This window comes from Haemophilus parainfluenzae T3T1 (assembly GCF_000210895.1).
GTDB classification, from domain to species: Bacteria; Pseudomonadota; Gammaproteobacteria; order Enterobacterales; family Pasteurellaceae; genus Haemophilus_D; species Haemophilus_D parainfluenzae_A.
The window spans coordinates 503444-525642 of sequence record NC_015964.1; the positions used below are offsets into that span (position 1 = coordinate 503444).

Annotated in this window: 26 protein-coding genes; 13 read left to right on the forward strand and 13 right to left on the reverse strand. The window is 39.5% G+C overall.

The window, feature by feature from the left end; translation table 11 throughout:
• Positions 1-9: 9 nt before the first annotated feature.
• From PARA_RS02560 to PARA_RS02575, 4 genes are all read left to right on the forward strand, one after another.
• Positions 10-444: a DUF4189 domain-containing protein gene (locus PARA_RS02560; protein WP_014064406.1), complete on the forward strand. Its 435-nt coding sequence runs from the start codon at positions 10-12 to the stop codon at positions 442-444.
• A gap of 20 nt (positions 445-464) precedes the next feature.
• Complete coding sequence (locus PARA_RS02565) at positions 465-1226, forward strand: hypothetical protein (protein WP_014064407.1); 762 nt, start codon at positions 465-467, stop codon at positions 1224-1226.
• Between the two features lie 71 nt (positions 1227-1297).
• On the forward strand, positions 1298-1786 hold the full coding sequence (locus PARA_RS02570) for a YbaK/prolyl-tRNA synthetase associated domain-containing protein (protein ID WP_014064408.1): 489 nt from the start codon (positions 1298-1300) through the stop codon (positions 1784-1786).
• Between the two features lie 67 nt (positions 1787-1853).
• On the forward strand, positions 1854-2255 hold the full coding sequence (locus PARA_RS02575; protein ID WP_014064409.1) for a hypothetical protein: 402 nt from the start codon (positions 1854-1856) through the stop codon (positions 2253-2255).
• Here the strand turns inward: PARA_RS02575 and PARA_RS02580 are convergent.
• The 5 genes from PARA_RS02580 to fkpA are packed head-to-tail and all read right to left on the reverse strand — an operon-like array spanning position 2250 to position 4729.
• Positions 2250-2537 carry a DsrH/TusB family sulfur relay protein gene (locus tag PARA_RS02580; protein WP_014064410.1) on the reverse strand — a complete coding sequence of 96 codons (288 nt, stop codon included), beginning with the start codon at positions 2535-2537 and terminating at the stop codon, positions 2250-2252. The two genes, PARA_RS02575 and PARA_RS02580, sit on opposite strands and share 6 nt — an antisense overlap.
• 8 nt (positions 2538-2545) lie before the next feature.
• Positions 2546-2905 (reverse strand): sulfurtransferase complex subunit TusC, encoded by a 360-nt coding sequence (tusC, locus tag PARA_RS02585; RefSeq protein WP_014064411.1) that lies wholly within the window; start codon positions 2903-2905, stop codon positions 2546-2548.
• Positions 2902-3282 carry a sulfurtransferase complex subunit TusD gene (gene tusD, locus PARA_RS02590; RefSeq protein WP_014064412.1) on the reverse strand — a complete coding sequence of 127 codons (381 nt, stop codon included), beginning with the start codon at positions 3280-3282 and terminating at the stop codon, positions 2902-2904. The genes tusC and tusD overlap by 4 nt, the downstream gene beginning before the upstream one ends.
• Positions 3282-3947, reverse strand: a complete 666-nt coding sequence (locus PARA_RS02595) for a helix-turn-helix transcriptional regulator (RefSeq protein WP_014064413.1) — start codon at positions 3945-3947, stop codon at positions 3282-3284. Before PARA_RS02595 ends, tusD begins: the two co-directional genes overlap by 1 nt.
• Positions 3948-4006: 59 nt before the next feature.
• Positions 4007-4729 carry an FKBP-type peptidyl-prolyl cis-trans isomerase gene (gene fkpA / locus PARA_RS02600; RefSeq protein ID WP_014064414.1) on the reverse strand — a complete coding sequence of 241 codons (723 nt, stop codon included), beginning with the start codon at positions 4727-4729 and terminating at the stop codon, positions 4007-4009.
• A 94-nt stretch (positions 4730-4823) separates the two neighbouring features.
• Here fkpA and PARA_RS02605 point away from each other — a divergent pair, with 94 nt between their 5' ends.
• The 5 genes from PARA_RS02605 to PARA_RS02625 all read left to right on the forward strand — a co-directional run bounded on the left by PARA_RS02605 (position 4824) and on the right by PARA_RS02625 (position 9079).
• A complete protein-coding gene (locus PARA_RS02605; RefSeq protein ID WP_014064415.1) occupies positions 4824-5045 on the forward strand; it encodes a SlyX family protein in 222 nt (73 codons plus the stop codon).
• Between the two features lie 138 nt (positions 5046-5183).
• Positions 5184-6254, forward strand: coding sequence for an ABC transporter ATP-binding protein (locus PARA_RS02610; protein ID WP_041918206.1), 1071 nt, complete (start codon positions 5184-5186; stop codon positions 6252-6254).
• Complete coding sequence (locus tag PARA_RS02615; protein WP_014064417.1) at positions 6251-7120, forward strand: ABC transporter permease; 870 nt, start codon at positions 6251-6253, stop codon at positions 7118-7120. The genes PARA_RS02610 and PARA_RS02615 overlap by 4 nt, the downstream gene beginning before the upstream one ends.
• A complete protein-coding gene (locus tag PARA_RS02620) occupies positions 7117-7968 on the forward strand; it encodes an ABC transporter permease (protein ID WP_014064418.1) in 852 nt (283 codons plus the stop codon). The genes PARA_RS02615 and PARA_RS02620 overlap by 4 nt, the downstream gene beginning before the upstream one ends.
• A gap of 19 nt (positions 7969-7987) precedes the next feature.
• Positions 7988-9079, forward strand: coding sequence for an extracellular solute-binding protein (locus PARA_RS02625; RefSeq protein WP_014064419.1), 1092 nt, complete (start codon positions 7988-7990; stop codon positions 9077-9079).
• A 70-nt stretch (positions 9080-9149) separates the two neighbouring features.
• On the opposite strand, the gene PARA_RS02630 is transcribed toward PARA_RS02625, so the two are convergent.
• The gene (locus PARA_RS02630) at positions 9150-10535 is read right to left on the reverse strand and encodes an SLC13 family permease (RefSeq protein WP_014064420.1); all 1386 of its coding nucleotides are present in this window, start codon (positions 10533-10535) and stop codon (positions 9150-9152) included.
• A 155-nt stretch (positions 10536-10690) separates the two neighbouring features.
• Positions 10691-11917, reverse strand: coding sequence for an MFS transporter (locus tag PARA_RS02635; RefSeq protein WP_014064421.1), 1227 nt, complete (start codon positions 11915-11917; stop codon positions 10691-10693).
• Positions 11918-12091: 174 nt separating this feature from the next.
• Here PARA_RS02635 and PARA_RS02640 point away from each other — a divergent pair, with 174 nt between their 5' ends.
• The 4 genes from PARA_RS02640 to PARA_RS02655 all read left to right on the forward strand — a co-directional run bounded on the left by PARA_RS02640 (position 12092) and on the right by PARA_RS02655 (position 15803).
• Entirely contained in the window at positions 12092-12802 is a 711-nt protein-coding gene (locus PARA_RS02640) for a FadR/GntR family transcriptional regulator (protein ID WP_014064422.1), read from the forward strand.
• Entirely contained in the window at positions 12792-13865 is a 1074-nt protein-coding gene (locus PARA_RS02645) for a Gfo/Idh/MocA family protein (protein WP_005699319.1), read from the forward strand. Before PARA_RS02640 ends, PARA_RS02645 begins: the two co-directional genes overlap by 11 nt.
• Positions 13866-13875: 10 nt before the next feature.
• On the forward strand, positions 13876-14982 hold the full coding sequence (locus PARA_RS02650; protein WP_014064423.1) for a Gfo/Idh/MocA family protein: 1107 nt from the start codon (positions 13876-13878) through the stop codon (positions 14980-14982).
• 140 nt (positions 14983-15122) lie between these two features.
• On the forward strand, positions 15123-15803 hold the full coding sequence (locus PARA_RS02655) for a hypothetical protein (protein WP_014064424.1): 681 nt from the start codon (positions 15123-15125) through the stop codon (positions 15801-15803).
• Between the two features lie 276 nt (positions 15804-16079).
• Here the strand turns inward: PARA_RS02655 and pdxH are convergent, their stop codons facing one another.
• The 6 genes from pdxH to PARA_RS02685 form a co-directional block, all read right to left on the reverse strand.
• A complete protein-coding gene (pdxH, locus tag PARA_RS02660; RefSeq protein WP_014064425.1) occupies positions 16080-16712 on the reverse strand; it encodes a pyridoxamine 5'-phosphate oxidase in 633 nt (210 codons plus the stop codon).
• 66 nt (positions 16713-16778) lie between these two features.
• Complete coding sequence (locus PARA_RS02665) at positions 16779-18425, reverse strand: ABC transporter substrate-binding protein (RefSeq protein WP_014064426.1); 1647 nt, start codon at positions 18423-18425, stop codon at positions 16779-16781.
• A gap of 133 nt (positions 18426-18558) precedes the next feature.
• Positions 18559-19968, reverse strand: coding sequence for an MDR family MFS transporter (locus PARA_RS02670; protein WP_050797951.1), 1410 nt, complete (start codon positions 19966-19968; stop codon positions 18559-18561).
• Complete coding sequence (gene mobB, locus PARA_RS02675; protein ID WP_041918207.1) at positions 19947-20456, reverse strand: molybdopterin-guanine dinucleotide biosynthesis protein MobB; 510 nt, start codon at positions 20454-20456, stop codon at positions 19947-19949. The genes PARA_RS02670 and mobB overlap by 22 nt, the downstream gene beginning before the upstream one ends.
• A gap of 135 nt (positions 20457-20591) precedes the next feature.
• On the reverse strand, positions 20592-21536 hold the full coding sequence (rseB, locus tag PARA_RS02680; protein WP_014064429.1) for a sigma-E factor regulatory protein RseB: 945 nt from the start codon (positions 21534-21536) through the stop codon (positions 20592-20594).
• Positions 21537-21606: 70 nt separating this feature from the next.
• Complete coding sequence (locus PARA_RS02685) at positions 21607-22188, reverse strand: sigma-E factor negative regulatory protein (protein ID WP_014064430.1); 582 nt, start codon at positions 22186-22188, stop codon at positions 21607-21609.
• Positions 22189-22199 lie beyond the last annotated feature (11 nt).

The window sequence follows — 22199 nt, forward strand, 5'->3', positions numbered from 1 at the left end:
GAAATAAAAATGAAAAAATCACTTACATTGGCTTTATGTGCTTTATCCGTTTCGGCTTTTGCAACAACACCTTCAATCGAAGATCAAATGTCGTATCCACCACCACCGCCACTTCTAGATTTTCCTAATTGGTGGAGTGTAATTGCTTATAATCCACAAAATGGTGCTTTTGGTTATGGCGAGGGAGGTATGATAAAGGCTGCTCAAAATAAAGCACTAAAGGATTGCGAGCTTGCTTCAAATGATGCAAATAAACAACATTGCCAAATTGTCACAGAAGCTAATCATGCTTGTGTTGCATTGGCAACAGGAGATTCTCCTGAAAAATATGCTGCAGTTCGCAATTTCAGAATGAAGCGAGAAAAAGCTGAACAAGAAGCCTTAGCAGCCTGTAAAATGAATTCAGCGAATTGCACAATCACCTTCTCTGCTTGCGAAAGATAATCTTAAAAAAGGAACGCTCTATGAAAAAAACCTTACTTTGCCTGTGTCTCTTTTCTTCTGCCGCTTACGCTAACCAATGTGAAATCATTGATACAGAATTAGCAGCAAGTTATTCAGAGATGAAAACCTACGGCAGCTATAACGAAAACAATGAAGAAAAATACCAGTCTTCAGAAAAACGTTTTAAAGAGGCGTTAGCCAAAATTGAAAATTTAGAAGGCAAATTCTGCGATTGGGAAAAAGCACCTAAAGCGGGGGTTGGCGTGCTCACGTCAAAAGACAATAAGCTTCAGATTCTGACTTGGGATTGGCAATCTGGCGGCACAATGCACGAATATGGCAGCATTTGGCGTTATCAGTTACCTAACGGCACTTGGAAAACGGAATTTAATGAGTTAGGCTCTGATATAACCAGCCTAACAGCCCCTAAATTGAATGAAAAACCTTACTATTTTATAGAAACTGCTGACATCTACAGTCAATGCCATCATGCACTCGCAGCGAAATTTTATCAAATTACGGAAAAAGGTTTAGAAGAAGCCAATCTGATTCAAGGCAAAGCACCGACTTCTAATATTGGTGTATCGTATATCTCATATACGAATAATGATTTACCAAAATCGAATGCCTATTTTGATTACGACTTGAAAAATAACCGCTTTAGCTTCCCTCTTGTACATGAATTTGAAGAGACCTGTGGTAACGGGAAAATGACCTCTGAACGCATTTATTATCGTTTTGATGGCAAACACTTTGTAAAAGAGAAAAAGACTAAAAAATAGATCTATTCCTGTACTCACATAAAAAAGGGGGCAAATTCTTATCAAACTTATCCCCCTTTAAGTAAATAGTCATGTCTGTAAAAACATTTGAAAAATTGACCGCACTTTTAGATGAACATCAAGCACACTACCGTGTGGTTGAGCATCCGGCTGCGGGAAAATCAGAGGAAGTGGCTAAAATTCGTGGTACAGAATTAGGGCAAGGGGCAAAAGCGCTAGTATGCAAAGTGAAAGGAAATGGCGTAAAACAAGCTGTGTTAGTTATATTGCCGGCCGATCAACAATCTGATTTGAGTAAGGTAGCGGCCTATTTAGGCGGCACGAAAGCCTCGCTTGCTAGTCCAGTAGAAGTAGACGCCCTAACTGACTGTGTATTTGGTGCAATTCCGCCTTTTAGCTTTCATCCTGATTTGTTGCTAATTGCTGATCCTAGCTTACTGTCTCGTTATGATGAATTAGCATTTAATGCAGGCACCTTGGAGCGCTCTATTATCCTTAACACACAAGATTATGCCTCAATCGTTCAGCCCACATTAGTGGATGTAATAAAAACCGAATAGAGAAAAGATTGGTTGTCTTTCATTTGATTGATACAATGCTTCCGTTTTTCTATTAATTGGACATCTCATGAAAAAATATCTTAAAGCATTTATTCTTTTTCCGTTGATTATTCAAATTATTGGCACTGTTGCCTTAACATTCTCGAATAATGATACTGAGCAAATTCAGAGCTCAGTGCTTTCTGTCTTTATTGTGGCTGCAGTGCCGACTTTTCTCATTACGCTGTGGGCGGCATTTCACCGTTATGCAAGCTACAACGTAAAAGCTATTGCATTAATTGCAGGATTAATCGGATTTAGTTACACAGTCGTGGCAGGATTCTTTTATGCCACACTAGTTAATGACATGGGATTTGGCGAATGGTTACGCGCAGGAGGATTAGAAATTACCTGCTTAATGGCCGCAGGTTTGGCACTTTATTCTGTCATGGTACTACCGCTCTTGTTACCGAAAGAACGCCCACTATAAGGCGATTTGAGGCGAATATTGAGCAGTTAAATCCACCAAATCTGTTAATGAAATTGACCGCACTTGATTGTTTTCTGGCAAAAGTGCGGTTAAATTTCGGGCTAAAACATCCTGTTCCAACATAAAACATTGCCCTTTGCATTGGGTAAACATTTCCCCGTACTTTACCGCTAGCAACACGCCATCTTGCCATAAAACCACCGCATCATTTTCCGTGATTTCAGTCAAATAACATTGAATGTCTGTCTCAGAATAATGAGCTAGAGAAAAGGTATAAAGCATAATATTCCTTAAAACGTAAACACTTTTTCTGCTTGGCTAAGTTTATTGATCAGCGAAGTGCGGTCAATTTTTTCAGCAGAAATAATGAGTTGTTCTGTTTGCAAATTGTATTGGTCGAGTGAAGTGGCACAGACAAAGCGCTGTTCAATATCGTATAAATCTAATAATTTAAAGGTACGAATAAAATCTTTTTGTAACAATAACTCAGAATTTTGCCCATCGAGTAAATTTAATACGCCATCATCGATAAAAAAGACACCGATTTCCTCTTCATCACAAAATGCTGTCGCAGCAAGCAAAGCATCTAAACCTTCACGAGAAATCGCGTTTCCATGCGGTGCGGTACGAAATAAGAATGCCAGCTTCATAACGTCACCACCCGATCTGCTTTTAATGCCATCGCCATAAACTCGCCTAAGCCTGTAATCTCAAAACCTTCTGCCAAATTGGTTTTATCAGTCTCTTTTGCCGTAAGTGCATCCACCACACCACGACGTTGTGAAGCGGCTACACATAAATGCAAAGGAATATGATGTTGCGCTGAAAAGGCTTGCCAAGCTTGCGTGAGATTAAATTCATCATTGGCAGGATAAACCAAGCCATTGCCATTACTCACACCGTCTTGGAAAAAGAAAATTTGGCTAATGGCATGCCCTTTTTCGAGTAACGCTTGGGCGAATTGATAGGCAAGAAAAGCCCCTTGTTTTCCATAAACAGGACTTTTCACGGCGAAAACATAGTTCATTACTCTTGCTCTTGTTTGATTTGACGAATATATAAATACACGGTGTGGCGAGAAATCGCTAGGCGATCAGCCACTAAATTGATGGCATCTTTAATATCAAAAATGCCTTTTTCGTAAAGTGAAACTACAATTTGACGGTTCTTATTGTTATTCGAAACCGAGCGATCTGCATTTACTTCTTCAATGGTTTTTTCTACCGTTTGTGCCACCAATTCTTCCACTGAACTTGCAAAATTGACGGAAGAGGTTTCATTTTGCTCCTGCGTTGGCATAAAGGCCTGCATAAATTGAGAGACCGGCACATCCAAATTAATATTGATACAAAGTAAACCAATAATGCGCTGTTTACCATTTCGAATCGCAATGGTGACAGACTTCATCAACACATTACCTTTCGCACGCGTAAAATAAGGCTTAGACACACTTTCACTTTGCATATTACGCAAAGATTTCAAGGCTAAATCCGTAATCGGAGAACCCACTTGGCGATTGGTATTATGCCCGTTGGCGATACAAATGGCGGAATGCTCAATATCTTCCAAAGAGTGTAAGACGATTTCACAATGCTCGCCAATCAACGCGCTCACGCCATCAACTACCGCTTTATAGGAAATCAGAATGGTACGATCTTCATCGGTGAAAGGTTGTCTATCGGTTAATATCATTTTTCAAATCTGGTAGGGAAAATGACCGCACTTTGGACAAAGTGCGGTTGAATTAAGGATTATTTTTTAGGGTTAACGTCTAATACTTCAACTTCGAAGTAAAGTGTTGCATCAGGTGGAATTGAATCGCCTGCACCTTGTTTGCCATAAGCTAATTCAGGTGGAATCACTAATTCGATTTTACCGCCTTTCTTCACTAACTGAAGACCTTCAGTCCAACCTTTAATCACTTGGTTTAATTTAAACTCGACCGGTTGACCACGTTCAACAGAGCTATCAAATACTTTACCATCTGGTAATTTACCGGTGTAATGTACTTTTACAGTATCTGTTGCTTTAATTGCATCACCTTTACCTGCTTCAGTGATTTTGTAAAGTAAACCATCTTTGGTACTTTTCACGCCGTCTTTTTTCGCAAATTCAGCGCGGTATTTATCACCTTCTTCTTTTGCGGCTTTCGCTTGTTGTTCTACTTTTGCTTTCGCTGCAGACACTAATTGCTCTTGAATGCCATCTAAGGTTTGTTGAATTTTTTCGTCTTTACGAACATCAACTTTACCTTCTAATGCATCTTTTAAGCCATCTAAAATACGCGCATTGTCGTATTGAATCACTTCTTTTTGAGCATCCACTAAATCTTTTACTTGGTTACCCATTAATGCACCTACAGCATAAGACGCATCACTTGCGCTTGGCGCTGCTTTATCTTCTGCAAAAACAGAACCTGAAACGACCGCACTTACCATAAGTGCAGCAAGAGAAAGCTTTTGAATTTTCAACATTTTGCTTGATCCTTTATAATAGAAACGGAATAGCGAATAGGTTAGATCGGATTGACCAAATTCACAACATTTTTTTAAAAATTAGAGAAATTTTATGCAAAATCAACAAATTTTAGAAGATCGCATTGCTGAACTTGAAATGAAAATTGCGTTTCAAGAACAACTTTTAGACGAGCTAAACCAAGCATTAGTTCAACAACAGTTTGATATGGATAAAATTCAACTTCAACTCCGCTATCTCGCCAGCAAATTAAAAGATATGCAACCTTCTAATATTGCCAGCCAAGCAGAAGAAACGCCGCCTCCGCATTATTAAAATGTAATAAAACCATATTTTATCTAAATGCGTGATCTTCATCACAAATTCATAAAAAATATTTTTATTTTATTGAAAAAATAACCAAGTGTTTTATGGTTACCTCTATAGTTGTATAGCCAAATAGAGGATGTAAAAATGGCAAAGTTAGAAATAAAAAATATTACAAAAAAATTTGGTGACTTTTACGCAGCAAATAATATTACTTTTACCGCTGAAGAAGGCGAGTTTGTCACCTTATTAGGACCAAGTGGCTGTGGTAAAACCTCCTTATTAAAATTAATCGCTGGATTTCATGTGGCTGACGAAGGTGAAATCCTTATCGGAGGAAAAAATGTTAACAATGTTCCTCCAGAAAAACGCAATACAGCCATGTGTTTCCAATCTTATGCCCTTTTCCCTCACCTCAACGTTTCTCACAATATTTGCTATGGTTTAAAGCAACGTAAAATTGATATTGAAGAACAAAAACAGCGTTTAGATCTCGCATTGAAGCAAATGGATTTAGAATTTCATAAATTGAAATTACCTAATGAGCTTTCTGGAGGTCAACAACAGCGTGTCGCATTAGCCAGAGCCATGGTCACTCGTCCAGATGTAATTTTATTTGATGAACCGCTTTCCAACTTAGATGCCAAATTACGCGAAAGTGTACGTTTTGAAATTAAGCAACTCTCAAAACAATATAATTTAACTAGTATTTATGTGACTCACGATCAGGCTGAAGCCCTAACTATGTCAGATAAAATCATCGTGTTAAATAAGGGCTCTATTGAGCAAATTGGCTCTCCTCAAGATATTTATCATCATCCTAAAAACCGCTTTGTGGCAGATTTTATTGGCATTGCCAATATCACGGAAGCTAATGTGAAAAACATTGGTGATAACCTTTATGCTGTTAGTTCTATTTTTGGCGATTTCACCGTATTTTCTGAGAAAAAACCGGAATCAGAACGAATTTATATTTGCTTTCGACCAGAAGACATTGAATTGTTACCAAACGCACAAACGGAAGCGGAAAACCAAATTACAGTAGATATCATCAACACCGCTTTTATGGGCAATATCACGGAAGTGCAAGGAGTCATTAAGCGTAATGATGAAGAGAAAAAATTACGCCTGCAACTAACAAAATGCCCGAATTTGAGCGATAAACTCACCTTTACGGTTCCCCGCCATGCGATTAAATTCTTGGAGTCCGTAAAATGAAAAGTCTCAAAAATGATGTAAAAGCATGGTTATTGCTATGCAGCGGTTTAGGTACGATCCTATTTTTAATGGGGTCCACATTCTACATTGTCGTCTCTCAAAGCCTTGGTTTATACAGTATGGGCGGGGAAGAAAGTCAATTTAGTTTGGAATATTGGCAAGCCGTATTAAATAGTCCTGTATTCCAAAATTCGTATATTTATTCCGTAAAAGTGTCTTTATTAGGGGCCATTTTATCCATCATCGTGGCTTATCCCATTGCTATGTGGTTGCGTAAAAAATTACCAGCCAAAGTAACCATTATCACCATTTTACGAGCGCCTATGTTGGTGCCAGGATTAGTTGCAGCCTTCTTGTTCGTCAATATGATCTCTTACCACGGCATTCTTAATGAGGTATTTGTTTATTTAGGTATTTGGGACGAGCCAAAAACCTTACAAAATGACGAATTTGGCTGGGGGGTAGTGATTTTACAAATGTGGAAAAACATTCCCTTTGCTTTAATTCTTATTGGTGGAGCAGTCAATTCACTGAAAACTGATTTATTAGATGCGGCAGCTAATTTAGGTTCGAGCCCTTGGCAACGTTTTCGTTATGTGATCTTCCCACTAACCTTAGGTGCGGTACAAGTTTCCTTTATTTTAATATTTATCGGCGCACTCGGTGATTTCGCCTTTTATAGTATTGCAGGTCCTCGTAGTACCTATTCTTTAGCACGTTTAATGCAAATGTCTGCCTATGAATTTGAAGAGTGGAATCAAAGTGCGGTCATGGCATTAACGATTATGTTGACCTCTGCCTTCTTCACCATCCTAGTGTCATTATTGATTAAACCATTAGCCGTCAAACGTGGAGAAGTAAAATGAGCAGTTCCGCACAAATCACAACGAAAAATGGTCGATTAATCGCACGTATTTCCTTAACTTTCTTCATTCTTGCGAATTTTATTTGGTTGTTCCTACCCTTTTTAATGGCAGGTTTATGGTCATTGGTAGATCCCGCTAAACCGTGGAGTTATCCAGATATTTTCCCTCAATCATTATCTTTTGAGCGTTGGAAAATCGTCTGGGAAACCACCTCTTTACCTGAAGCAATGTTTAATAGCTATACCATTGCGCCTACGGTTTCTCTGATCACTATTTTACTCTCTCTCCCAACAGCTTATGCATTTGGACGTATGGACTTTAGAGGTAAAAAATTAGCAGAATTATTAACGCTGATTCCATTGGTTATTCCAGGCATGATTATTGCCCTATTCTTTAGCCGTATGTTATTGGATTTAAATATTAACAATCCATTCATCGGCATTGTTATTGGGCATGTTGTACTCACGTTACCTTATGCTATTCGGATTTTATCCGCGGGCTTTTCTTCTGTACCACAAGACCTCATTGATGCTAGCCGTGACTTAGGTGCATCTAAATTTACCGTTTTCAAAGACGTATATATGCCGATGTTAAAACCAAGTTTTTTAGCATCAATTATTTTCTGTTTAGTGAAAAGTATTGAAGAGTTTGCTATCGCTTTCGTTATCGGCTCACCAGACTTTATTACCGTGCCAACCATTTTATATTCTTTCCTCGGTTATTCTTTTATTCGTCCGAATGCGGCCGTTGTATCGATTATTTTGTTGGTACCAAACATTATTTTGATGATGATTATCGAAAAATTGTTGAAAGGGAATTATCTCTCTCAATCCACAGGAAAAGCATAATTTTCACAAGGAGCACCTTATGCAAAAAAATATCCGTAAACTTCTATCCATTGGTCTTACCGCGGCTGCCTTAGCTGTCAGTAATTTTGCTTCAGCTTCCACGGACTTAAGTGGTAAATCTTGGAGTGAAATCGAAGAACTCGCTAAAAAAGAAGGAAAATTGACAGTTAGCGTTTGGTATTTGCAGCCGCAATTCCGTAATTTTGTCAAAGAGTTTGAAAATCAATACGGTATTAAAGTCAAAGTACCTGAAGGCACCTTGGACGGTAATATCAATAAACTGATTGCTGAAAAAAATCTAGAAACCGGCAAAATGGATGTGGTTGTGTTAAATGCTGACCGTTTAGGCAACGTAGCGAAAAATGACATTCTTGTAAAACTCAATAACTTACCAAATTTCGATAAACTAAATCACCACTTACAAGGTGTTGAATTAGGCGATATGGCTGTAGGTTACTGGGGTAATCAAACCGGTCTAGCTTATGATCCTATGCGAATCAAAGAAGAGGAATTGCCACAATCTTGGGCAGACATGGAAAGCTATATTGATAAAAATCCAAAAAAATTCGGATATTCAGATCCAAATGGCGGCAGCTCTGGTAATGCCTTCATTCAACGAGCTTTAGTGTACATCAATGGTGATTATGATTATCGTACCGATAAAGTCGATGAAGCACAGATTGCTAATTGGAAGAAAACCTGGGATTGGTTCAGCAGTAAAAAAGATGCGCTAATCCGTACAGCTTCGAATGCTGATAGTTTAACCCGTTTAAACGACGGTGAGTTAGTAATTGTCTCCGCATGGCAAGATCACTTGTTCAGCTTGCAAAAACAAGGTGCAATTACTGATCGTTTAAAATTCTATGTACCAAAATTTGGGATGCCTGGCGGTGGTAATGTTGTAACCGTAGCAAAAAATGCGCCGAACCCAGCCGCATCACTTGTTTTCGTGCATTGGATTACTTCGCCTGAAGTACAACAGAAATTAAGCCAAGAATTCGGTGTTCGTCCACTCAATAGTGAATCTGGCTTGAAAGATACTATTTTCTTCTCAACACCATGGCGTAAAGCCGAAATGGAAGCCTTCACAAAAGAGGTTATTTCGAGATAAACAATAAACCGCACTTTAACGTGCGGTTTACTTTTATAGGCTAATAAAGTGCGGTCAATTTTAACCACATTTACAACCACACAAAATAAGTCATGCTGCCGATGATGGCGATACAGAATAGATTTAAAATCAAACCGACTTTGGCCATATCAAGTTGTTTCACATTGCCTGTTGCAAATACAATAGCATTTGGCGGTGTAGCGATTGGTAGCATAAATGCACAACTTGCCCCACAAGCGATAATTGCGGCTAAAGCGATAGGCGGTAAATTCATGGATTGTGCAACTGAAATCACAATTGGCATAATCAATGCAGCACTGGCGGTATTTGATGTGAATTCTGTTAAGAAAATAATAAATGCGGTTATCACAAAGCAAAGTACCCAAAGCGGTTTGGTTTGTACAAACTGAACGATGCTATCCGCCATAATCTTACTGGCACCCGAATCTTTCATCACAATACTAAGTGTCAAACCACCACCGAATAAAACGAGCACGCCCCATTCAACACGTTCTTGAATTTCTTTCCAACTTGCGACACCTGAAACACAAATAAAGATCACAACGCATAGCGCAATCACCGTATCAAAGTTTTCGATTTTTTTCGGTAATTCAAGGAAAGCACTAATCCATGGGTTTAAGAGAGAGCTGAAAAGTAACATAATCGCCATACCGATAAAGATCACTAAGGTAATGATATTTTTTCGGTTAAAACTGACTTTCTCAAGCGACGGATTAAATTCAACAGAAAAATCTGGACGTAAAATCACCCATAAAGAAAAAATCATTGAAGGCACAAGTAAGATCATTACCGGGAAACCGTAGCCTAGCCATTCAGTGAAGGTCACTTGAATTTGAGATGCCAAAATCGCGTTTGGTGCACTTCCCACCAACGTACCAATACCACCGATACTGGCACTAAATGCCATACCTAACAAGACAAAAGCATACAATCGATGATTTTTCTCTGCATTGATACCTTTTAACATCCCCATAGTGAGCGGTAACATCATGGCTGCCACAGCGGTGTTGTTAATCCACATGGAAAGGAATGTCGTTGCGGTGAAAAGGTAGGTTATAGAAAGCTTTAAGTTTCCTTTGGCCAAACGGATAATGTAATTCGCAATAATCTTGTCTAGGTTCTGAATTTGCAGCACCGCAGCTACCACAAATCCCCCAAAGAACATATAAATAATTGGCGTGGAGAATGGGGCAAGGGCTTTTTGTGTATTAATCAAGCCTAATCCAATAGCAACAACAGGCACCATGAGGGATGTCACGGTAATATTAAAGGCTTCCGTTAACCATAAAATCCCAATAAAAATCAGCAAGGCTAGCCCGCGATTCTCTTGAGCAGAAAACGGCAGTATTTTGATTAACACCAACATGAAGACAAAGTCTAAGGCAAGAATAATGAGACTTTTATATTTAGAGAGAAAGGTTTGTTGAGTTTGCATATACAATCTCCTATAAAACGATAGGGGAGATTATTAATTAGCATTTAACCGAAAAAATTGAAACATATTTTTAACAAATTTGTGACACGCTTCAAACTATTTTTGTATAAACAACAAACCGCACCTAAAAGTGCGGTCTGTTTTGCTTTCGTTTTTTATTGTTGCATACGAGCTTGAATACGTTCTGGCAATCTTAATCCAACGAGAGCAACAAGGACAATTGTCCAGAATAAGGTGACATACACAAGGGCTGAACCAAGTCCTACTCTTTCGCTAATTGCCGCGGCAATCACTGGAGATACCCCTCCACCAATCGCGGCAAAGTTATAGATGAAACCAATACCTGTGCTTCGCATTTCAGCTGGGAAGAAAGTCGCCATATATTTTGGTACTAAACCCGCAATCCCTAAGTTAGTTGCAAGTAAGAAAAAGAGCAACGCGCCAAGGGCTAATACATTATTTTCTGGCAAATAGAATACAGGGAAGAGGAAGAAAAGTGATAACAATAAGCTATACACAAAGGTTTTCTTCTCACCCAATTTATCACCGATAAAGCCTGCAATTAAGGTACCAATGAGGATACCAAATCCAGCCCAGAACATCAGTGATTTCACATTTTCAGCATAGCCGTTTTCTTTGAGATAAAGTGGAAGCAGCCCTACTACCGGCCAGTTTACGGAGAAAATTGAATAACAAACTAAGAAAATAATTAAGGTAATTGGTAATTGTTTTTCAGTGAATAGGTCAGTAAGTGGAACTTTATTCACTTTACCCGCCGCTTTTGCTTGTGCCCATTCTTCACTTTCAGGTGCATGGCGGCGAACGTAAAGCACTAAGGCGACTGGCGCTAAACCGATGAAGAAAGCCATACGCCAACCATAAGTTTGAGACACCCAAGGGATCACTTGAGAAGCAAGAATATTACCAATAGAGAAGCCACTTACTAAAAATGCACTGGCTTTTGTACGTAAATGTTGTGGCCAACTTTCAATGGCATAAGAGGAAGAACAAGCATATTCACCCGCCATCCCCATACCAATAATCATACGGAAGATGAAAAGCCAAATATAACTGGTGGATAAACCGCACAAGAATGTGCCAACGGAATACGTGATAATGGAAACAATCATCGCCAAACGACGACCATATTTATCGGCAAAACTACCAAAAATCGCCCCACCTAATGGACGTGCGACGAACGCTGCAAGTAATAATGTAGATGTTTCCGTTGTGCTCATGGCGAATTCTTTTTGAATATCCAAAAGCACATAAGTGATAAGCATATAATCGAAGCCATCAAAAACATAACCTAACCAAGCCGCAAATAACGCTTTTTTTTGCGTAGGACTGACTTCTTTATACCATGGTAATGATGTTGCCATAACAACCTCCCTTCCTTGTATTTGAGAATTTTGTGGTATAGATCACAGAATTTAAAATCACTGCTAATTTCTGCTTGCATAAATAAAGATAAGACGTATGATGTCTTATGTCAATTAGAGAGAATGAGAGCTGGATCACAAATTCAGAAAATAGATTAGAAAATGAGAACAGAAATGAAAAAAACAAGTAAAAAAGAAGCAAGTCTCGTTTTGCAGGATAAAATCAAATCGCTCATCATCAAACAAAATCTTAAATCTGGCGATTTGATGCCAACAGAAAATGAGCTGATTGAACAGCTTGGTGTGAGCCGTTCCAGTTTGCGTGAAGCCATTAAATCTTTAGAGGCGCTACACATTTTAGACATTCGCCATGGCGTCGGCACCTTTGTGAGTGAATCCTCTCTTGTCCCCATGATTCGTGGATTAAGCTTTCACACCCAACTGAATTTGCATAATGATCATAATCAGCTGATTAATATTTTGGATATTCGGGAAATTTTGGAATACGGTTTTGCTCCGATGGTGTTGGGAAAAATTAGCCAAGAACAGACCGCACTTTTGCAAAAATCAGTAGCCAATATGGAAAAAAATGCCCGTGAGCAAAAATTTTCCCCTAAAGATGAATACCACATTCATTTAAAACTTTATGAACCATTAAATAACCCGTTACTGATTCAATATTTAGATGCGTTTTGGCAAATTTATCAGCAAGTAGAAAAAGGCCTACCGCCACCAACACTTTCTCCTGAAAAATTAGCCATGCAACACCGTGAATTAATTGATGCAGTAGAAGCACATGATTTGGTACGCATGCAACGCGCGATCTTGCAATATTTCCAAAGTATTCGCCAACGCTTACAACAAGGAGGGCATGATGCAAACTAATGGATTAAACATTGCCTTAATCGGCTGCGGCTTTTTTGGTGTTCAGTTGGCTTCAGCATTTGATAAAGCCCAAGCAAACTTAATTGCAGTGACGGATATCAATCCTTCTCTTGCACAAAAACTCGCCGACCAATATGGCAGCCAAGCCTTTTTCAGTGTAGAAGAAATGTTGGCTGAAACCAAACCTGATTTAGTCGTTATCGCCACGCCAAACTATGCTCATTATTCTCCGGCTATCTTAGCGTTAAACGCTGGCTGTCATGTCTTTATTGAAACGCCTTTTACCTTAAGCTCTTCTCAAGGCCAACATTTACGCCGTCTTGCCGAAGAAAAAGGTAAAGTCATTTTTGTGGGCCATTTAGAACGTACGTTGCCTGGCATGTTGAAAGTCAAAGCGGCTTTAGAACAAGGAAAATTAGGCCGCATTACGGTTGCACGTGCTATGCGTCAGCGTTGGATTGAAAATCTACCAAACAAAGAATGGTGGAAATTAGATGCCAATCTTACGGGCGGTGAGCTTTTCCACCTCATTCATGAGCTGGATTTACTCTGTTGGTTATTAGGCGATATTGAGGCGGTCTTTGCTCAAGCCGCTAACCAAGCGCATCACGATACGCCAGACAGCCGTGATGTGTTGCAGTTGTTATTGCGTTTTAAAAATGGCGTGTTAGGTTCGCTCGAAATGGGTACGGCTTATCGATTACACCAATGGGGCATTCAAATTCATGGTGAAAACGGTGTAATTGAAGTCAATTTCTTTACCTCAAGTGTCACATTTAATTATCTAGATGGAAAAATAGAACACGTTGATTTATTTGATGAATTTGAGGCTGATTTATCTCTACGCGAAAGTGCCAAAGGCACACAGCAATATAATGTCACCCACGCACCTTGCCAACTTTGGTTAAGCCGAGCGGCTGAAATCGAAGTGCAAAGCGTGGTAGAGCACTTAACGCAAGGAAAAACCAGTCCATTAAGTCTATGTTTAACTGAAGCCATCGAAGTTGCAGAAGCAGCGAAGCAATCCATGGTAACGGAAAAACAAATCTCAGTGAAAAAATAAGGAGTTTATTATGATGCGATATGGTGTTGTTGGCGTTGGCTATTTTGGTGCAGATTTAGCCCGTTTCATGAATGAATTTGATGATGCACAGATTACCATGGTATACGACCCTGAAAATGGTGAAACCATTGCTCAAGAATTACAATGCGTAGCGGCAAAATCTCTTGAAGAATTGGTCACTTCCCCTGAGGTGGATTGCGTAATTGTCGCCACTCCAAACTACTTACACAAAGAACCAGTAATCCTTGCCGCGAAAAATAAAAAACACGTTTTCTGTGAAAAACCAATCGCCTTAAGTTATCAAGACTGTGACGACATGGTGCGCGCTTGCGAAGAAAATGGCGTCACCTTTATGGCTGGCCATGTGATGAACTTCTTTAACGGTGTTCACCATGCCAAAGAATTAATCAATCAAGGCGTGATCGGTAAAGTGCTTTACTGCCATACCGCACGTAACGGCTGGGAAGAACAACAACCAACTATTTCATGGAAAAAAATCCGTGAAAAATCTGGCGGTCACTTATACCACCATATTCACGAATTAGACTGCGTACAATTCATTATGGGGGGCATGCCAAAAACCGTTACCATGGCAGCCGCCAATGTTGCACACAAAGGCGAAAAATTTGGTGATGAAGACGATATGATTTTTGTCACCATGGAATACGATGATAATCGCTTCGCTGTTCTAGAATGGGGTTCCGCTTTCCGTTGGGGTGAGCATTATGTATTAATCCAAGGAGAAAAAGGCGCGATCAAACTTGATATGTACAATACCAAAGGTACCCTTCGCGTGGATGGAAAAGACACCTATTTCCTCATTCACGAAACCCAAGAAGAAGATGATGACCGCACCCGTATTTACAACAGCACAGAAATGGACGGTGCGATTCAATACGGTAAACCAGGTAAACGTACACCGCTATGGTTGAGCTCTATCATGAAAAAAGAAATGCGTTATTTAAATGACATTCTCCATGGAATGGAACCAACTGAGGAATTTGTAAAATTACTCACCGGTGAAGCTGCTCGTGCCGCCATCGCCACTGCCGATGCGTGTACCCGTTCTCGTTACGAAAACCGCAAAGTTGATTTAGCAGAAATCATCGGTAAATAAAATAAGATAAAAATAAACCGCACTTTGGTTGAAAAAACAAAGTGCGGTTGTTTTTTATGACCTTGTAAAAAATAGATTGAATTTTTACGTAAAAAACTGTAATTTCAATAATCTATATAGATTATCAATAGGAATTTTCTATGAAAAACATTTTAACTAAACTAATTTTTATTATTGGATTAGGTGCTATGCTTTCTGGCTGCGCAACCTCCACACTTTGGACAAACACAAATGATCTTGCAACTGGCGATAAAACCGAAACAGTAACAAGAGAGAAAACTATTGATAGCGATGAAATTATTGCATTAGGACAAGATAAAAACTCTGGCAGAGTGCTCATTTTTGGAAAAAAATATCTTATTCATTTGCATGAAACAAGTTCAGAAGAAATTCAAAAACTGACCAATGCTAAATTCAGTAATCCTTTTTATATAAATAATGCCATCGAAGTTATCTCGAAAGATGATACAGAACTCAAGTATGTGCAAGCCGATTTTTCATTACAATACAAAGTAACGAATGAATTAGAAAAAGGAAAAATGAAGAAACTCGGCTTCATGTGTGATGAAGCTTCCTGTGCTAAAAATTTAGAACTTACAGGTGATATTTATTCATTAACAGACAAAGCGCAAATTCATCGCCCAAGTAAACAACTAGCTAAATCATTACCGTTTAAATTAAAACAACAAACATCAAATATAAGATATAAAACCTCTTCTCAAGCAGAAGGCGTAGTAAAAGCTGTAGGTCTCACACCTTTAGCGTTACTCTTAGATGTTGTGACTTTACCGATACAAATTATGTTTTTAACCAACAACTAAGTTCTAGCTTGAGTCTTTGGATACCTAAGCGGTCTAATTTTTAGTTATATCATTTCTATCTAAAAATGACCGCTCTTTACTTTCTAATCTATCCCTAGTTTTCTGTTGCTGCAATTTTATTCTTTGGCGGTATCGGTGCAAAATAGCCAACCACTAGCAATAGTAAGCCCACAACAATAAATGAAACAATCCTTGCCTCCTCCACTATTGCTCAATTCAATCAAGAACAATGTGATTTCCATTAAAGATGACAAAAACTGGATTATCTCAAGGCGCTTACGGTGATAATCTTTCTCTCTCCCATTTTCCGTCATTGAATAAATAACAAATTCTGTCATGTAAACGACTTGGGCGACCTTGCCAGAATTCGATGCGATCAGGAATCACAAGATAACCGCCCCAATGTGGCGGGCGTGGGACATTTAATGGGTGTTTTGCTGCAATCAGTGCCGCTTTCGCTAATAAAGATTTGTGGCTAGAAATGACCGCACTTTGCTCACTGGCCCAAGCGCCAATTCGGCTGGTGTAAGGTCGAGTCGCAAAATATTCATCTGATTGTTCAGGCGAGATTTTTTCGGCTTTGCCCTCAATACGAACAGAACGTTCTAATTCTGGCCAAAAGAATGTCAGGGCGACGAAAGGATTATGTTCTATGGCGCGACCTTTTCGACTGTGATAATTCGTGAAAAATACAAAGCCTTGTTCGTTCACTTCTTTCAACAGCACCATTCGACTTGTTGGGCGGCCGTCTGCATTGACTGCCGCAACATTAACACCTGTCGGCTCGTTTACTTTAGCCGTAATCGCTTCGTTGAGCCATTTTTCAAATTGTTTTATTGGATTGGGATCGCAATCATGCTGAGAAAGCGCCTGTTTGCAATAATCCTCACGAATATCATGTAAGTCCATTTTCTTTCTCCTTTTGCTTGAAAACAAAAAGCCCTTGCAACTGCAAGGGCTAGTATAGTCCGTTAATTATTTACCATCAACACTCACGCCATAAAACGCATCATAGCCAAATGGACTTTGTACGTAGCCTTTTACGCGAGGGCTAAGTGGTGCGAAACCAACAGAATGCGCAACTGGAATCCATGGTGCTTGATCATGGAAAATTACTTGTGCTTGTTTATAAAGCGCCGCACGTTCTTCTTTATTCGTTAAGCCAATTGCTTTATCTAATAAGGCATCAAATTCTGCATTTTTGAAACGAGCAAAGTTTGAGTTGCCAGCGTTAGCACTTGCAAGTAATGGAGAAAGGAAGTTATCCGGATCACCGTTATCACCTGACCAACCAAAGATACCTGTCGTTAATTCGCCTGCTTTAGCACGTTTTTGATAGTCAGCCCATTCAAATGTGACTGGATTTGCTTTTACGCCAACTTTCGCCCAGTCTGCCATCACAAGTTCAGCCATACGTTTTGGATTTGGGTTAGACGCACGTACCACTGGTTGAATCCAGAAGTCCGTTTCAAAGCCGTTTGGATAACCTGCTTCCGCTAAAAGCTGTTTCGCTTTCTCTGGATCATACGGATAATCTTGGATTTCGTCGTTATAACTCCAGATTGTTGGTGGTAGTGGGTTTTTCGCTGCCGTACCCGCACCTTGATAAACCGCTTCAATAATTGCTTTTTTATCTACAGCATAGTTCAATGCTTGGCGCACTTTCACGTTATCAAACGGTGCTTTTTCCGTATTGAATGCGATATATGCCACGTTCAAACCTTTTTGTTCCAAAAGCTGTACTTTCGGATCAGTTTTCATTTTGGCTAAATCCGCCACATTCGGGAAGAGAATTAAATCACAAGAACCCGCTTGTAACTTCGCATAACGCGTAGTCGCATCTGGAACGATGCTGATGACTAAACGATCAAGCGGTGTACGACCTTTCCAATAGGTTTCATTTGCTACATATTGCGCAGCTTGGTCAGTTTTGTAATCCACAAAAATAAACGGACCTGTACCCACAGGTTTGTTATCGATCGTTTCTGGTTTACCCGCTTTCAACATCGCATCTGCATATTCAGCTGAGTAAATAGAGATAAAGTCCATACCCAAGCTTGCTAAGAAAGTCGCATCTTTTTTATTCAAAGTAATACGAACGGTGTTGTCATCCACTTTCTCAACTGATTTTAATAAATCTGGGAATTTCATTGCTTTGAAATACGGATAAGTCCCTTTTGATACATTGTGGTAAGGGTGGTTAGGATCTAACTGACGTTGGAAAGAAAAGATCACGTCATCTGCATTAAAATCACGTGTTGGCGTAAATTCTTTTGTCGTATGGAATTTCACCCCTTTACGCAAATGGAACGTGTAAGTTAAACCATCATCACTGATCTCCCAACTTTCAGCCAATGCAGGCTCAAGGTCAGTTGAACCTTTTTTGAATTCAACCAAGCGGTTATACACTTGTTGTGAACTCGCATTGTAAGATGTGCCTTCCATTACCAATGCTGGGCTAAAGCCAAGTGGTGCTTTTGCCGTACAGTACACAAACGTGTTATTGCCTGAAGGTTTTGCTGTTTCTGCTTTCGCATTTTCTTTTGCCGCAGAACCAGATTGATCACAAGCTGCTAAAAACAAACTGGCTGCAATAAGAGTTAAGGTCGCTTTTAATTTCATAAGTTTTCCTTCTTTAATCGGGTGTAACACCCAAACATAAATATAAAATTTTACCTAAGATATAAGCAAATCAAACTTTTACGAAATAAGAAAAAGATCTTTCTTATAACAAATTAGACTAAGGCATTCAATATCAACGTTTTTTCCGCAAATGATCCCCGTCTGTTTTACGTAAATAACTCAATATCCAAACTAATGCGATGGCAAAAACAGACGTGGTCAGAAATGTATAACTGAAAGCATGTTGTAACGCTTCACCTTCATTACCAATAAATTGACGGTATAACGTCAAAATAATAGATGCCACAGCGATACCAAATCCGATTCCTACTTGTTGCACAATACTCAGCACCGTTGAGCCTACACCGCTTTGTGCCTGTGATAGATCGCCAACGGTAAGTGTGTTAATTGAGGTAAAAATCATCGACATGCAGGCACCATACCACATCAGATTACATATAATCCACGTCGTTGATGATGAGGTATCAAGCCATGACATGGAAACCGTTGAGCCTGCCATTAAAAGTGACGATAAAATTAACGTGGTTTTATAACCTAAAATATTTAAGATGTGCCCAATAAAACGTTTAAATACGACAGACATTAGCGCAATGGGTGCAAGCAACCAGCCTGACTCTTCAGCTGAATAGCCAAAAGAAAGTTGGAACATTAATGGTAATAAGAACGGCACAGCCGAACCGGAAAGGCGAATAAAGATATTGGCTGCAATACCTAATCGGAATGTTCTCGTATTGAAAAGAGATAACGGTAAAATGGCACGTTCATTACCTTTTGCATAAAAATAATAGGCCACCAATAATGCAATACCAATCGACAATGCACTATATGTAGTCATATTGTTACGGTGACTTTCGCCCAGTAAATCAAGCCCGAGCGTTAAACCAACTAAACCAAATGCAAAGAGTAAAAAGCCTGTCCAGTCTAACTTACTCGCATTGCCCTTATGATTTCCCATCACTTTAGCCGCCGCCCAGAAGCCTAACATACCAATAGGAATATTGATTAAGAAAATCCAATGCCATGACGTATGCACCACAAGCCAACCGCCTAAAATCGGGCCAAGAATCGGGCCGATGAGTCCTGCTGTTGCCATTAAATTCCAGGCATTAATTAATTGATTTTTCGGTACCGTTTGAATAATGGCAAGACGGGCAACGGGCATCATAAATGCCCCGCCAATACCTTGGATAATTCGTGCGAGCACAAGAGTCTCGAGAGACGTTGCCATCGCACAAGCGACTGAACCCAATACAAAGGTAAAAACAGCTGAACGGAAAACCGTAAGCGTACCAAATTTCGCTGCCGCCCAAGCGGTTAAAGGAATAAATAAAGCAACGGCAAGAGAATAGGCGATAATCGCCATTTGCATTTCAAAGACAGGGGTTTGCAGATCTGTTGCGATGGTGGGTAAGGCAGTATTTAAAATAGTCGCATCCAAGCTTTGCATAAACAAAGCCATGGAAGCCACCCAAGCCAGCCCTTTATAGTGCTGACGTTCTATTACTGCGTCTTTTTCCACCATTGATAAATAAACTCAGCGATTTGTTCAATGTGATTAATATCTAATAAAGTGCGGTCAGTTTCAAGCGAATAATCGGTTGCTAAAGCCAACACGTTTTCATCTAATTCCGGCAACGGTTTTGTCATCTCTTGTCGATGCAATAGAATCTTTGGAATAGGTTCTTGTTTAAATCCTTCCACTAACACTAAATCCGTTAAATGACGATCAAATTGTTGGCTTAAATAGGCTAATGAAACTGGTTCTTGAGGGGTTTCTGTCATCAATGCCCAGCGAGTATCACAAGCCATAATAACTTGCGCAGAACCCGCCTCTTTCATTCGCCAACTGTCTTTTCCTTCTTTATCCACATGGGCGTTGTGATGGCTGTGTTTAATCACTGAAACACGTAAACCTTTTTTAATTAATTGAGGAAGTAATTTTTCCAGTAATGTGGTTTTGCCACTACCGCTGTAACCCGTGATGCCAAGAAGGGGAAGGGAATTATTCATTGTAAAAACCTTAAGAAAAATGACCGCACTTGATAAAACAAAACCCCGCAGGACGGGGTTTAGCTATCAAAATCCATTAGGTGAAGAAAGTATAGCAAGGGAAAACAAAATAGCAACTTTCTCACTGTTACTGAATTATTTTAAGAATGTTACGCCTTGCACAATTCGCTTAGCTGCGGCAATTGGAAGCTGCCCTATAAAGGTTATTTCTTTATCGCCCATGACTTCACTGTAAATCGTGTAAGCCCCTTGTTTCCATGTGTTTTCTTTTGCATCGGTACTGTCAGCTTTGTTAACATAAAGCGTGAAAGTGAAAAGACCATCACTAAATAACGCATTTTCAATCACTTCACCATCCATCACATCTTGATTTTGACGAATTAAATCAAAACCTTGTGGTAACCAATCGGTTTTCCAATTGATTGAAAGAGATGACTCTTGTTTCCCTTCACTTAAAAGTGGTGGCATCGAGACTTTATTAAGGTAATCGGTTAAACCACGTAGACGATCATCGATATATAACGTCACCACACGGAATTGATCCAATAACTTGCCTTCACGATCAAGCATATCGCCACGCAATAACAAACCATTTTCTTCATCTAAGAAAACGAGGTATTGATAGCGAAAATCGTCTTTGGGCACAATACGAATAGTATCAACAAATCGGCCTGCAATTCGGTCTTTTCCAAGCTTAATAAAATCGTAATTCTGACTCAGCTTGCTAAAATCAGTACGAATTACTGCCGAAAGCGCATCCACAATCTCACCACTGTTAATCGTGAAAGCACGTGAATCCGGCTGGAAATAGCTGACTAAATTACCGCGCTGGATGATTTCTTGCTGTTCACCATCTAATGTCACCAACTGTGCATACACTTTTTGCCCTTGCTTAATATGACGATAACGGAACGAGTCCATATTCGTTGGTGTCGTTTGCACAAAAGCAATCTCATAATTTAAATCTCGCATGGCTTGCGACATTTTATTTAATGACTGGATTGGCTCTTCTGCAAATGCCGTGAAAGGCAACAAGAATAAGCCTAAAAGTGCGGTTAATTTAAGAAACGTTTTTTTCATAAATAAATCAATTGATCCATAAAAAAATTCACCACGCCTAAGGTGGTGAATTATCGATTAATTGCTGTAATTATTTCGCTTGGTTGCTACCCACATTTAAGCTATCTGCATGCATACGACGCTGTAATTCATAGTTTTGCAACATCGTACCAATACGGCGATTTTTTTGCTCAACCTGTTCCGAAGTGGCTACATCTTTGGTCGGAGCGTTGTAACTTACTTCTTGAACAGAATTATTAAATGGTAAGGTTTGTAAAACTGGGTTTTCAGGTGTAACTGAGGTGCTTTTCGCATTGAATGATTGCACACCTACTACTGCCACTAAACACACCCCCGCAGCCACAGCAATTTGTGTCATTGGCGCAAAGAATGCTTTTAATTTTTGCACGAATGGTAAGCTGTCTGCTTCTTCTGGTGTTGGTTGAGAAACAGTAATCTCTACGTGTTTTACTTCTTCTAATTCAATTAAATCAGCCATTTTCGCGGTAAAGTCAGCACCTAATAACACTGGTGACTCTTTACGCATAACCGATCTTACTGTGTGATATGCCGCCCAAGATTCTTGTGAATCTTTATCCTGACAGAGTTGTTCCGTCAACTCGGCACTGACTTCTTCTCCGTCCATATAGGCTGAAAGTAACTCTTTTTGCATTTTATAAACTC

Coding starts and splice junctions, on each gene's coding strand:
- PARA_RS02605 (WP_014064415.1), top strand. CDS start 4,824: ATGCAAAATCAACAAATTTTAGAAGATCGCATTGCTGAACTTGAAATG.
- PARA_RS02620 (WP_014064418.1), top strand. CDS start 7,117: ATGAGCAGTTCCGCACAAATCACAACGAAAAATGGTCGATTAATCGCA.
- PARA_RS02655 (WP_014064424.1), top strand. CDS start 15,123: ATGAAAAACATTTTAACTAAACTAATTTTTATTATTGGATTAGGTGCT.
- PARA_RS02615 (WP_014064417.1), top strand. CDS start 6,251: ATGAAAAGTCTCAAAAATGATGTAAAAGCATGGTTATTGCTATGCAGC.
- PARA_RS02610 (WP_041918206.1), top strand. CDS start 5,184: ATGGCAAAGTTAGAAATAAAAAATATTACAAAAAAATTTGGTGACTTT.
- PARA_RS02595 (WP_014064413.1), bottom strand. CDS start 3,947: ATGATATTAACCGATAGACAACCTTTCACCGATGAAGATCGTACCATT.
- PARA_RS02630 (WP_014064420.1), bottom strand. CDS start 10,535: ATGCAAACTCAACAAACCTTTCTCTCTAAATATAAAAGTCTCATTATT.
- PARA_RS02645 (WP_005699319.1), top strand. CDS start 12,792: ATGCAAACTAATGGATTAAACATTGCCTTAATCGGCTGCGGCTTTTTT.
- tusC (WP_014064411.1), bottom strand. CDS start 2,905: ATGAAGCTGGCATTCTTATTTCGTACCGCACCGCATGGAAACGCGATT.
- rseB (WP_014064429.1), bottom strand. CDS start 21,536: ATGAAAAAAACGTTTCTTAAATTAACCGCACTTTTAGGCTTATTCTTG.
- PARA_RS02665 (WP_014064426.1), bottom strand. CDS start 18,425: ATGAAATTAAAAGCGACCTTAACTCTTATTGCAGCCAGTTTGTTTTTA.
- PARA_RS02685 (WP_014064430.1), bottom strand. CDS start 22,188: ATGCAAAAAGAGTTACTTTCAGCCTATATGGACGGAGAAGAAGTCAGT.
- PARA_RS02635 (WP_014064421.1), bottom strand. CDS start 11,917: ATGGCAACATCATTACCATGGTATAAAGAAGTCAGTCCTACGCAAAAA.
- fkpA (WP_014064414.1), bottom strand. CDS start 4,729: ATGTTGAAAATTCAAAAGCTTTCTCTTGCTGCACTTATGGTAAGTGCG.
- PARA_RS02625 (WP_014064419.1), top strand. CDS start 7,988: ATGCAAAAAAATATCCGTAAACTTCTATCCATTGGTCTTACCGCGGCT.
- tusD (WP_014064412.1), bottom strand. CDS start 3,282: ATGAACTATGTTTTCGCCGTGAAAAGTCCTGTTTATGGAAAACAAGGG.
- PARA_RS02650 (WP_014064423.1), top strand. CDS start 13,876: ATGATGCGATATGGTGTTGTTGGCGTTGGCTATTTTGGTGCAGATTTA.
- PARA_RS02670 (WP_050797951.1), bottom strand. CDS start 19,968: ATGGTGGAAAAAGACGCAGTAATAGAACGTCAGCACTATAAAGGGCTG.
- PARA_RS02570 (WP_014064408.1), top strand. CDS start 1,298: ATGTCTGTAAAAACATTTGAAAAATTGACCGCACTTTTAGATGAACAT.
- PARA_RS02575 (WP_014064409.1), top strand. CDS start 1,854: ATGAAAAAATATCTTAAAGCATTTATTCTTTTTCCGTTGATTATTCAA.
- PARA_RS02565 (WP_014064407.1), top strand. CDS start 465: ATGAAAAAAACCTTACTTTGCCTGTGTCTCTTTTCTTCTGCCGCTTAC.
- PARA_RS02560 (WP_014064406.1), top strand. CDS start 10: ATGAAAAAATCACTTACATTGGCTTTATGTGCTTTATCCGTTTCGGCT.
- PARA_RS02640 (WP_014064422.1), top strand. CDS start 12,092: ATGAAAAAAACAAGTAAAAAAGAAGCAAGTCTCGTTTTGCAGGATAAA.
- mobB (WP_041918207.1), bottom strand. CDS start 20,456: ATGAATAATTCCCTTCCCCTTCTTGGCATCACGGGTTACAGCGGTAGT.
- PARA_RS02580 (WP_014064410.1), bottom strand. CDS start 2,537: ATGCTTTATACCTTTTCTCTAGCTCATTATTCTGAGACAGACATTCAA.
- pdxH (WP_014064425.1), bottom strand. CDS start 16,712: ATGGACTTACATGATATTCGTGAGGATTATTGCAAACAGGCGCTTTCT.